At 69.1% G+C, this 10,478-nt stretch carries 10 protein-coding genes; 5 read left to right on the plus strand and 5 right to left on the minus strand.

Annotation, left to right across the window (positions count from 1 at the left end):
• The 3 genes from A5681_RS06845 to A5681_RS06855 form a co-directional block, all read right to left on the minus strand.
• A complete protein-coding gene (locus A5681_RS06845; protein WP_067271134.1) occupies nucleotides 1-1,596 on the minus strand; it encodes an acyl-CoA carboxylase subunit beta in 1,596 nt (531 codons plus the stop codon).
• A 72-nt stretch (nucleotides 1,597-1,668) separates the two neighbouring features.
• Entirely contained in the window at nucleotides 1,669-2,817 is a 1,149-nt protein-coding gene (locus tag A5681_RS06850) for an acyl-CoA dehydrogenase family protein (protein WP_067271138.1), read from the minus strand.
• Entirely contained in the window at nucleotides 2,814-4,532 is a 1,719-nt protein-coding gene (locus A5681_RS06855; protein WP_067271143.1) for an acyclic terpene utilization AtuA family protein, read from the minus strand. Before A5681_RS06855 ends, A5681_RS06850 begins: the two co-directional genes overlap by 4 nt.
• A 289-nt stretch (nucleotides 4,533-4,821) precedes the next feature.
• On the opposite strand from A5681_RS06855, the gene rpmF reads away from it, so the two are divergent.
• The 5 genes from rpmF (at nucleotide 4,822) to A5681_RS06880 (ending at nucleotide 9,418) form a co-directional block, all read left to right on the plus strand.
• Nucleotides 4,822-4,995 carry a 50S ribosomal protein L32 gene (gene rpmF, locus A5681_RS06860; protein ID WP_007168835.1) on the plus strand — a complete coding sequence of 58 codons (174 nt, stop codon included), beginning with the start codon at nucleotides 4,822-4,824 and terminating at the stop codon, nucleotides 4,993-4,995.
• A 66-nt stretch (nucleotides 4,996-5,061) separates the two neighbouring features.
• Nucleotides 5,062-5,751: a two-component system response regulator MprA gene (mprA, locus tag A5681_RS06865; protein ID WP_067271149.1), complete on the plus strand. Its 690-nt coding sequence runs from the start codon at nucleotides 5,062-5,064 to the stop codon at nucleotides 5,749-5,751.
• Between the two features lie 16 nt (nucleotides 5,752-5,767).
• Nucleotides 5,768-7,315: a HAMP domain-containing sensor histidine kinase gene (locus A5681_RS06870; protein ID WP_067271152.1), complete on the plus strand. Its 1,548-nt coding sequence runs from the start codon at nucleotides 5,768-5,770 to the stop codon at nucleotides 7,313-7,315.
• Nucleotides 7,316-7,394: 79 nt separating this feature from the next.
• Nucleotides 7,395-8,861 carry a S1C family serine protease gene (locus A5681_RS06875; protein ID WP_067271154.1) on the plus strand — a complete coding sequence of 489 codons (1,467 nt, stop codon included), beginning with the start codon at nucleotides 7,395-7,397 and terminating at the stop codon, nucleotides 8,859-8,861.
• A complete protein-coding gene (locus tag A5681_RS06880) occupies nucleotides 8,861-9,418 on the plus strand; it encodes a MogA/MoaB family molybdenum cofactor biosynthesis protein (protein WP_055402749.1) in 558 nt (185 codons plus the stop codon). Before A5681_RS06875 ends, A5681_RS06880 begins: the two co-directional genes overlap by 1 nt.
• Nucleotides 9,419-9,424: 6 nt before the next feature.
• On the opposite strand, the gene mscL is transcribed toward A5681_RS06880, so the two are convergent.
• The gene (gene mscL, locus A5681_RS06885) at nucleotides 9,425-9,874 is read right to left on the minus strand and encodes a large-conductance mechanosensitive channel protein MscL (RefSeq protein ID WP_067271157.1); all 450 of its coding nucleotides are present in this window, start codon (nucleotides 9,872-9,874) and stop codon (nucleotides 9,425-9,427) included.
• Between the two features lie 67 nt (nucleotides 9,875-9,941).
• The coding region (locus tag A5681_RS06890; protein ID WP_067271160.1) for an SAF domain-containing protein at nucleotides 9,942-10,478 on the minus strand (537 nt) is incomplete at its 5' end.

A 10,478-nucleotide genomic window follows, 5' to 3' on the forward strand; every position in this document is an offset into this window, starting at 1 on the left:
TCACATCCGGAAGACGCCGAAGTTCGACGTCCCCTTGATCGGGCCATTGGCGATGGCGGATAGACACATTCCCAACACGGTCCGGGTGTCGCGCGGGTCGATCACCCCGTCGTCGTAAAGCATCCCGGACAACACCAGCGGCAGCGACTCGGCCTCGATCTGCCCCTCGACGGCGGCCCGCATCGCGGCGTCGGCTTCCTCGTCGACCTGCTGGCCGCGAGCTTCGGCGGCCGCCCGCGCCACGATCGACAAGACGCCCGCAAGCTGAGCACCGCCCATCACGGCTGATTTGGCGCTGGGCCAGGCGAACAGGAACCGGGGGTCGTAGGCGCGGCCGCACATGCCGTAGTGCCCGGCGCCGTAGGAGGCGCCGATCAACAGCGAGATGTGCGGGACCGTCGAGTTGGAGACGGCGTTGATCATCATCGAGCCGTGCTTGATCATCCCGCCTTCCTCGTAGTCCTTACCCACCATGTAGCCGGTGGTGTTGTGCAGGAACAGCAGTGGGGTGTTGGAGCGGTTGGCCAGCTGGATGAATTGGGTGGCCTTCTGTGATTCCTCGCTGAATAGCACGCCGCGCGCGTTGGCCAGGATGCCCAGCGGATAACCGTGGAGTCGGGCCCATCCGGTCGCCAACGACGAGCCGTACATGGCCTTGAATTCGTCGAATTCGGAGCCGTCGACGATGCGGGCGATCACCTCGCGCGGGTCGAACGGGACCCGCAGGTCCGCGGGCACAATGCCGATCAGCTCCTCGGGGTCGAACAACGGGTCCACGACGGGGCGGGGCTGGGGGCCCTCTTTGCGCCAGTTCAGCCGGGCGACGATGCGACGCCCGATGCGGATGGCGTCGAGCTCGTCGACGGCGAAGTAGTCGCCCAAACCCGAGACGCGGGAATGCATTTCGGCTCCGCCGAGCGACTCGTCGTCGGATTCCTCGCCGGTGGCCATCTTGACCAGCGGCGGCCCGGCCAGGAACACCTTCGAACGCTCCTTGATCATCACCACGTGGTCGGACATGCCGGGAATGTAGGCGCCGCCGGCGGTGGAGTTGCCGAAAACCAGCGCGACGGTGGGGATGCCGGCCGCCGACAGGCGGGTGAGGTCGCGGAACATTCGCCCGCCCGGGATGAAGATCTCTTTCTGGGTGGGCAGGTCCGCACCACCGGACTCGACCAGCGAGATGACGGGCAGCCGGTTCTCGAAGGCGATCTGATTGGCGCGCAGGATCTTCTTCAGCGTCCACGGGTTGCTGGTGCCGCCCTTGACGGTCGGGTCGTTGGCGACGATCAGGCACTCAACGCCGGACACCACCCCGATGCCGGTGACGGTGCTGGCGCCGACGGTGAACGCGCTGCCGTAGGCGGCGAGCGGGCTGAGCTCGAGGAACGGTGAGTCGGGGTCGACGAGCAGCTCGATGCGTTCCCGGGCGGTCAGCTTGCCGCGGCCGTGGTGGCGCTCGACGTACTTTGGCCCGCCGCCCGCAAGCGCTTTGGCGAGTTCGGCGCCGATCTCCTCGAGCCGGGAGGTCGCCGTCGCGGCCGCGTCGGTGTAGGCGTCCGATCGCGGGTCGAGGGTGGACTGCAACGTGGTCATATGGTGCCGCTCCTCCTCATCGCTGCGTCCCCCGCAAGTGGGAGGTGCCCCCACTGCATCGTCTCGGCACGGTCATGACTGGTATCCCAACGTTTTCGCGGCCAACGAGGTCAGGATCTCGGTGGTGCCGCCACCGATGCCGAGGATCCGCATGTCGCGATATTGGCGTTCGACTTCGGATTCGGCCATGTAGCCCATGCCGCCGAACAGCTGGACGGCCTGGTTGGCCACCCATTCGCCGGCCTCCACGGCGGTGTTCTTGGCGAAACACACCTCGGCGATGAGGTTGGTCTCGCCGGCCAGCTGGCGCTCGACCACGTGCCGGGAGTAGACGCGGGCGACGTCGATGCGCCGGGCCATCTCGGCCAGCGTGTTCTGCACCGACTGCCGCGAGATCAGCGGCCGGCCGAACGTCTCCCGGTCGCGGCACCACTGCACCGCCAGGTCCAGGCACCGCTGGGCGCTCGAATACGCCTGCGCCGCAAGGCCGATGCGTTCCGCGACGAAGGCCTGTGCGATCTGCAGGAATCCGCTGTTCTCGGCGCCGACGAGGTTGGCCGCCGGTACCCGGGCGTCGACGAAGGACAGCTCGGCGGTGTCCGAGGACCGCCAGCCCATCTTGGCCAGCTTGCGGCTCACCTCGAAACCCGGTGTGCCCTTTTCGATTACCAACAGCGAAACGCCCGCCGCGCCCGGGCCGCCCGTGCGCACGGCGGTGACGACGTAGTCGGCGCGAACCCCCGAGGTGATGTAGGTCTTGGCGCCGTTGACGACGTAGTGGTCGCCGTCCCGCACCGCCGACGTTCGCAGGTGCCCGACGTCCGAACCGCCGCCGGGCTCGGTGATGGCCAGCGCACCGATCTTCTCGCCGGCCAGCGTCGGCCGGACGAACTCCTCGATCAGCCGCGCGTCGCCGGAGGCGATCATGTGCGGGACCGCGATGCCGCAGGTGAACAGCGACGCGAACACCCCTCCTGGGGCGCCGGCCTGATGCACCTCCTCGCAGATGATCACCGCGTCGGCGCCGTCGCCGCCGCCACCGCCGACCGCCTCGGGAAAGTTCGCACCCAGCAGGCCGGCCGCGCCGGCGCGACGGTGCAGGTCCCGCGGCAGCTCACCGACGCGTTCCCACTCGTCGGCGTGCGGCAGGATCTCCCGTTCGGTGAAGGAACGCACCGTCTTTCGCAGCGCTTCGCGCTCCGGCGTCGTCCAAAGATTCATAACAGCCTTTCGGGAATGTCGACGTGCCGGCCGCGCAGCCATTCGCCCAATCCCTTGGCCTGCGGATCGAACCGAGCCTGGTAGGCGACGCCCTGGCCCAGGATGCCGTCGATGACGAAGTTGACCGCGCGCAGGTTCGGCAGCACGTGGCGGGTGACGTCGAACTCCGCGGCTTCGGGCAGCAGCTCCTTGAGTAGCTCGACGGTCAGCGTGTTGGCCAGCCACCGCCACTGCTCGTCGGTGCGGACCCAGACCCCGACGTTGGCCGAGCCGCCCTTGTCGCCGCTGCGGGCCCCGGCGACGCGGCCCAGCGGCACCCGGCGCGTCGGGCCGTCGGGCAGCGGCTCCGGCAACGGCGGCGCGTCTGCGGGAGCCAGCTTCAAAGTCTCTGTGGCGCAGGGGATCTCGACCCGGGTGCCGTCGGCGTGCACCGCGACGTGCGGCACCGCCGTGGCGTCGACGTAGCCGGCGGTGAACACGCCGTAGACCTGGCCGTCGCCCGGCGGGGCGGTCACGTGAAAGCCCGGATAGCTGGCGAGCGCCAATTCGACCGCGGCCGAGGAGAATTGGCGTCCGACGTTGGCGGGGTCGGGGTCGCGGACCACGCAGTGCAGCAGGGCGCTGGCGGCTTCCTCGGTGTCCGCGTCGGCGTGGTCGGTGCGGGCCAGTGACCACTGCAACTCCGCGGGCTTGACGGTCAGCGCCGCCTCGAGTTGCCGGCGCACCAGGTCGGCCTTGGCCTCGATGTCCAGGCCGGTCAGCACGAAGGTCATGGAGTTGCGGAATCCGCCGATGCTGTTCAGCGACACCTTGTAGGTGGGCGGGGGCGCTTCGCCGCGCACGCCGTCGATGCGGACCCGGTCGGGGCCGTCGGGGGACAGCTCGACGGTGTCCATCCGGGCGGTGACGTCGGGGTTGGCGTAGCGCGCGCCGGTGATCTCGTAGAGCAGCTGCGCGGTGACGGTGTCGACGCTCACCAGGCCGCCGGTGCCGGGGTGCTTGGTGATCACCGATGAGCCATCGGCGTGCACCTCGGCCAGCGGGAAGCCGGCGTGGAGGAGGCCGGAGGACTCCAAAATTTCCGTGAAGAAGGAGTAGTTGCCGCCGGTGGCCTGCACGCCGCACTCGATGACGTGGCCGGCCACCACGGCGCCGGCCAGCTGGTCGTAGTCGGTGCGGGCCCAGCCGAAGTGCGCTGCGGCCGCTCCGACGATCACCGACGCGTCGGTGACCCGGCCGGTGACGACCACGTCGGCGCCGTCGTCGAGGCAGTCGACGATGCCCCAGGCACCCAGGTAGGCGTTCGCGGTCAGGGGGCTGCCCAGCCCGAGTTCGGCGGCGCGCGCCAGCAGGTCGTCACCTTCGACGTGGGCGACGCGGGCGGGGATGCCGAGGCGCTCGGCCAGGGCGCGTATCGCGTCGGCCAGCCCCGCGGGGTTGAGCCCGCCGGCGTTGGCGACGATGCGCACCCCCCGGTCCCGGGCCTCGCCGAGGCCGTCCTCGAGCTGGGTCAGGAAGGTCTTGGCGTAGCCGCGCTCGGGATGTTTCATCCGGTCGCGGCCCAGGATCAACATGGTCAGTTCGGCCAGATAGTCGCCGGTGAGGTAGTCAACGTCACCGCCAGTCAGCATCTCGTGCATCGCCGACAGCCGGTCGCCGTAGAACCCGGAGCAGTTCGCAATCCGGACCGCGTCACGACCAGGAGCTGAGGCCATGCAGTCCTCCAATCTGCGTGTCACCGGCGAGCGCAAACCAACCAACCAACCGGTAGGTTAGCGGGTCGCGCCGGTGTCACGTCAAGGACGCCCCTCGCCTCCGACGTCGAGATTGCCGCCACGGTCGCCGACGGCGCCCCGATCACAACCGCCACGGCAATCTCGGCATACGCGGGCTTCGTTTTGGTGCCCGGCAGGCCACCGACTATCCTGGTGGCAATCGTCGCACGTTCGGCCGCACCGGCCACGCCGCGCGACAACCCCCCGACACGAGGAGTTAGGCCCGACCATGGCCGTACCCAAGCGCAGGATGTCGCGCGCGAACACCCGTAGCCGTCGCGCGCAGTGGAAGGCCACCAAGACCGAGCTCGTCGGTGTGACGGTCGCCGGGCAGAAGCACAAGGTGCCCCGCCGGCTGCTCAAGGCGGCCCGGCTCGGCCTGATCGACCTGGACCGGCGTTAGTTAATCTCGGCAAATACCCGGCGCGCCTCTCAGCCCGCTCTCAGGCGTCGGGACGACACTAGGCCCGTGCGGATACTGGTCGTCGACGACGATCGTGCAGTGCGTGAGTCGCTGCGCCGATCGCTTTCCTTCAACGGTTACTCGGTCGAGCTGGCCCATGACGGGCTGGAGGCGCTCGAAATGATCGCCAGCGACCGGCCCGACGCGCTCGTGCTCGACGTGATGATGCCCCGGCTGGACGGGCTCGAGGTCTGCCGCCAGCTCCGCAGCACCGGCGACGACCTGCCGATCCTGGTGCTCACCGCCCGGGATTCGGTTTCCGAGCGGGTCGCCGGCCTCGACGCCGGCGCGGATGACTATCTCCCGAAGCCGTTCGCGCTCGAGGAACTGTTGGCCCGGATGCGGGCGCTGCTACGGAGAACCAAGCCGGACGACGATGACGCCGAATCGGTGGCCATGCAGTTCTCCGACCTGACGCTGGACCCGGTGACCCGCGAAGTCACCCGTGGGCAGCGCCAAATCAGCCTCACCCGCACGGAATTCGCCTTGCTGGAAATGTTGATCGCCAATCCGCGCCGCGTGCTCACGCGCAGCCGGATCCTGGAAGAGGTGTGGGGCTTCGACTTTCCCACTTCCGGCAACGCGCTGGAGGTCTACGTCGGCTATCTGCGCCGCAAGACCGAGGCCGACGGTGAGCCACGGCTGATCCACACGGTGCGCGGCGTCGGCTACGTCCTTCGGGAGACGCCGCCGTGACGAGTCACATCCGGCGATGATCCGGTACCAACGGCCCCAACGCGTGCCGCTGCGCGCCACCAGCTCGTTGTCGCTGCGGTGGCGCGTCATGCTGCTGGCGATGTCGATGGTGGCCATGGTCGTCGTGCTGATGGCGTTCGCCGTGTACGCGGTGATTTCCGCTGCGCTGTATAGCGATATCGACAACCAGCTGCAGAGCCGGGCGCAGCTGCTGATCGCCAGCGGCTCGCTGGCCGCGGACCCGGGGAAGGCCATCGAGGGCACCGCGTATTCGGATGTCAACGCGATGCTGGTGAACCCGGGCCACTCGATCTACACGGCGCAACAGCCGGGTCAGACGCTTCCGGTCGGCGCGCCGGAGAAGGCGGTGATCCGCGGTGATCTGTTCATGTCGCGGCGCACCGCATCCGATCAACGAGTCCTGGCCATTCACTTGCCCAATGGCTGCTCGCTGCTGATCTCCAAGAGCCTCAAGCCGACCGAGGCGGTGATGACGAAGCTGCGCTGGGTGCTGCTGATCGTCGGCGGCATCGGCGTCGCGGTCGCCGCGGTGGCGGGCGGCATGGTCACCAGGGCGGGCCTGCGCCCGGTGGCTCGCCTGACCGAGGCGACCGAACGGGTCGCGCGCACCGACGACCTGCGGCCCATCCCGGTGTTCGGAAGTGACGAATTGGCCAGGCTCACCGAGGCTTTCAACCTGATGCTGCGGGCGCTGGCCGAATCCCGTGAGCGCCAGGCGCGGCTGGTCACCGACGCGGGGCACGAATTGCGCACCCCGCTGACGTCGTTGCGCACCAACGTCGAACTGCTGATGGCCTCCATGGAGCCGGGGGCGCCGCGGCTGCCCGAGCAGGAGATGGTCGAGCTGCGCGCCGACGTGCTGGCGCAGATAGAGGAGTTGTCCACGCTGGTCGGCGATCTCGTGGACCTCACCCGGGACGACGCCGGGCAGGTGGTGCACGAACCGGTCGACATGTCCGAGGTCATCGATCGCAGCCTGGAGCGAGTGAGGCGGCGCCGCAACGACATTCACTTCGACGTCGACGTCACCCCCTGGCAGATGTACGGCGACGCCGCGGGCCTGTCGCGCGCCGTGCTGAACCTGATGGACAACGCGGCAAAGTGGAGCCCGCCGGGCGGTCACGTCGGCATCACCATGCGGCAACTCGACCCGTCGCACGCCGAGTTGGTGGTTTCCGACCAAGGCCCGGGCATTCCGCCGCACGAGCGCCGGCTGGTGTTCGAGCGGTTCTACCGGTCGACGACCGCGCGCGCCATGCCGGGTTCGGGGCTGGGGCTGGCGATCGTCAAGAAGGTCGTGCTGAATCACGGTGGATTGCTGCGTGTCGAGGACACCGTGCCGGGCGGACAGCCGCCGGGGACCTCGTTCTACGTGCTGTTGCCCGGCCGGCCGATGCCCCCCTCGGCGTATCCGACACCGCCCCAAGGCGCCGGCGGGGAAGAATCCGTCACCGAACCGACGGTTCCGGTGACCGGCCAGTCGAACTCTCGGGAACCCGCGAACGTTATCTCAGTGGACTCTCAGTCCGCCCGGGCAACGTAGGTCTGCAGCTACTACTGTTGAAGAGCCCTGTCGAACCGACGAGCCGAATACTGAGATAGAGGAAGAGCGACCTAGCGCTATGACGAATGACCCGAGGTATTCGCCACCGCCGCAGCAGCCGGGGTACCACCCCGCGCCGAATCAGACTGCGCCCACTCCGGGCCACCCGGGGACCTCTGCTTACGGCCAGGGGCATCAGCAGCCGTACAGCCAGCCGTTCGACTGGCGGCATCAATCGCAGACCAACCAGTTCCGCCAGCCGTACGACCCGTTCAGCGGCACCGGTCCCGGCCGGATTCCCGGCGGAACCGGGGTGGGCCCGATTCCCGGGGCCACCGGCACGGGCCCGATTCCAGGCATGCTGCCGCCCATGCCCCCGGCGCCCCAAAAGCGTTCCCGCGCAGGGCTTTTGGCCGTCGGCGCACTGACCATCGCGGTGGTGTCGGCCGGCATCGGCGGAGCCGCGGCGACGGCCGTCGAGCTGGGCACCCATTCGACCACCAGCAATGGGCACACCGTCATCGGCGCGCCCAGCGTCCCGGCGGCCAACATGCCGCCGGGCAGCGTCGAACAGGTCGCCTCCAAGGTGGTGCCCAGCGTGGTCATGCTGGAGACGGACCTGGGCCGCCAGTCCGAGGAGGGCTCCGGCATCATCCTTTCCGCCGACGGGCTGATCTTGACCAACAACCACGTGGTCGCGGCGGCCGCGGGTCCGCCGAAGGCGCCCGTCGTTCCCGGTGCGCCCCCCGGCGGTCCGCCCGGTGGTCCCGCCGGGCCGGCTCCGAAGACGACGGTGACCTTCGCCGATGGCCGCACCGCACCGTTCACGGTCGTCGGTGCCGACCCCACCAGCGACATCGCCGTGATCCGCGTGCAGGGCATGTCCGGCCTGACCCCCATCTCCCTGGGCTCCTCGTCGGACCTGCGCGTCGGCCAGCCGGTGGTGGCCATCGGGTCGCCGCTGGGCCTGTCGGGCACGGTGACCACCGGGATCGTCAGTGCGCTGAACCGGCCGGTGTCGACCACCGGTGAGTCGGGCAACCAGAACACCGTGCTGGACGCCATCCAGACCGACGCCGCCATCAACCCGGGTAACTCCGGCGGCGCGTTGGTCAACATGAGCGGCCAGCTGGTCGGCGTGAACTCGGCGATCGCCACCCTGGGTGCGGACTCGCCGGACGCCCAGAGCGGTTCGATCGGGCTCGGTTTCGCCATCCCGGTCGATCAGGCCAAGCGCATCGCCGACGAGCTGATCAGCAGTGGCAAGGCGTCCCACGCCTCGCTCGGTGTTCAGGTGACCAACGACAAGGGCTCCCCGGGCGCCAAGGTCGTCGACGTGGTTCCGGGCGGCGCGGCCTCGACCGCGGGAGTGCCCAAGAACGTGATCGTCACCAAGGTCGACGACCGCCCGATCAACAGCGCCGACGCGTTGGTCGCCGCGGTGCGGTCCAAGGCGCCCGGTGACAAGATTTCGCTGACCTTCCAGGATCCCGCTGGTGGTGGCAGCCGTACTGTGCCGGTGACTCTGGGGAAGGCGGATCAGTAATGCGAGTCGAAGAACCCTCGGCGGCCGGATTGTCCGAGCTCGGTTATACGGTGGCACCCATGGAAACGGGTGCGGAGTTGGTTGTTGGCCGGGCCCTGGTCGTGGTGGTCGACGACCGCACCGCCCACGGGGATGAGGACCACAGCGGGCCGCTGGTCACCGAGCTGCTGACCGAGGCGGGCTTCGTCGTCGACGGCGTGGTCGCGGTCGCGGCCGACGAGGTGGAGATCCGCAACGCGCTCAACACCGCGGTGATCGGCGGGGTGGACCTGGTGGTCTCCGTCGGCGGGACGGGCGTGACCCCACGCGACGTCACCCCCGAGGCCACCCGCGAGATCCTGGACCGTGAAATCCTCGGCATCGCCGAAGCGATTCGCGCGTCCGGATTGTCCGCGGGCATCACCGACGCCGGGTTGTCACGCGGCCTGGCCGGGGTGTCCGGAAGCACGTTGGTGGTGAACCTGGCCGGTTCCCGTTACGCGGTGCGCGACGGGATGGCGACGCTCAATCCGCTCGCCGCCCAGATCATCGGGCAGCTGTCGAGCCTGGAGATCTGACCGGCCTTACGACTCGGCGTCGGCGCGCGGTCCGTGCTCCGGTGGCGGCGTTGTGCCGCCGTGCCTGCCCGATCCCTCGCCGTTGGTCTGCGCGAGCAGGTCGCGGATTTCGGTGAGCAGGACGACCTGGGCGTCGTCCGCCTGCTCGACCTCGCCGCGCTTGCGCAGCGTGTTGTAGGGGAGCACGACGAAGAAATACACCACCGCGGCGATCAGCACGAAGTTGATCGCGGCCGACAGCAAGATGTTCAAGTCGATCGTCTGGCCGCCGCCGATGCCGATCTTCAAGATGCCAACGTTCGACTGCTGCTTGACGCCGATGCGGTTGATCAGCGGGGTGATGATGCTGTCGGTGAACTTCGTGACCAATGCGGTGAATGCGGTACCGATGACCACCGCGACGGCCAGGTCGACGATGTTGCCCCGCGAGAGAAACTCCTTGAACCCTTTGAACATTGAAGATGTCCTTCCTGGGATTGGACAGAGTTTGCTGCCACCTGCGGGGTCAACGGTGGCGAGGCAGTCAGTGCAGGGTGAGGGTCACCGCCTGACCCAGCGCCGAGCCCGCCACCGCGTTCGCCACGCGAGCCGGCAGCGCAACCAAGACTACGCGGTCGCCGTCGCCGGTCTGGGCCTTCGGCTTGGCCGACACGAGCACCACGACGGCGTCGGTGGCCACCACCTTGGGGGCGGCCTGGGGCGGCTCGGGCCCCGCGGCGGCCGGTGCGGCCAGCACGTCGACGACGTCGCCGACGCGGACGAGGTCGATCAGGGCGCTGTCGGCCAGGCGTAGCGGCACGATGCGGGCACCCGGCCCGGCGGTCGACTCGGCCAGCCGGCTGCCGAGCAATCGGACATCGGTGAGCACCTCGCCGCGCCGCATCGGACCGGCCAGCGTCGAAGCGGTCACCGCGTTGACGTCGGCCAGCGACCCATCCGGAATGGTTGCGGCCAAACGCTTTTCGAGGCGAACATCGGCGGGTGTCAACGCGGCGCCGGGCCGAAGATCGTGCGCGGCGACCACCACCTCCGCGTAGTCACCGGCCGGATGGGAACGCAG

The sequence above is a fragment of the Mycobacterium scrofulaceum genome (genome assembly GCF_001667885.1).
Lineage (GTDB): Bacteria > Actinomycetota > Actinomycetes > Mycobacteriales > Mycobacteriaceae > Mycobacterium > Mycobacterium scrofulaceum_C.

What these genes read in the sequence shown, in the direction of transcription:
- A5681_RS06845 (WP_067271134.1), bottom strand. Translation starts at nt 1,596, where the DNA reads ATGACCACGTTGCAGTCCACCCTCGACCCGCGATCGGACGCCTACACC.
- A5681_RS06850 (WP_067271138.1), bottom strand. Translation starts at nt 2,817, where the DNA reads ATGAATCTTTGGACGACGCCGGAGCGCGAAGCGCTGCGAAAGACGGTG.
- A5681_RS06855 (WP_067271143.1), bottom strand. Translation starts at nt 4,532, where the DNA reads ATGGCCTCAGCTCCTGGTCGTGACGCGGTCCGGATTGCGAACTGCTCC.
- rpmF (WP_007168835.1), top strand. Translation starts at nt 4,822, where the DNA reads ATGGCCGTACCCAAGCGCAGGATGTCGCGCGCGAACACCCGTAGCCGT.
- A5681_RS06870 (WP_067271152.1), top strand. Translation starts at nt 5,768, where the DNA reads ATGATCCGGTACCAACGGCCCCAACGCGTGCCGCTGCGCGCCACCAGC.
- A5681_RS06875 (WP_067271154.1), top strand. Translation starts at nt 7,395, where the DNA reads ATGACGAATGACCCGAGGTATTCGCCACCGCCGCAGCAGCCGGGGTAC.
- A5681_RS06880 (WP_055402749.1), top strand. Translation starts at nt 8,861, where the DNA reads ATGCGAGTCGAAGAACCCTCGGCGGCCGGATTGTCCGAGCTCGGTTAT.
- mscL (WP_067271157.1), bottom strand. Translation starts at nt 9,874, where the DNA reads ATGTTCAAAGGGTTCAAGGAGTTTCTCTCGCGGGGCAACATCGTCGAC.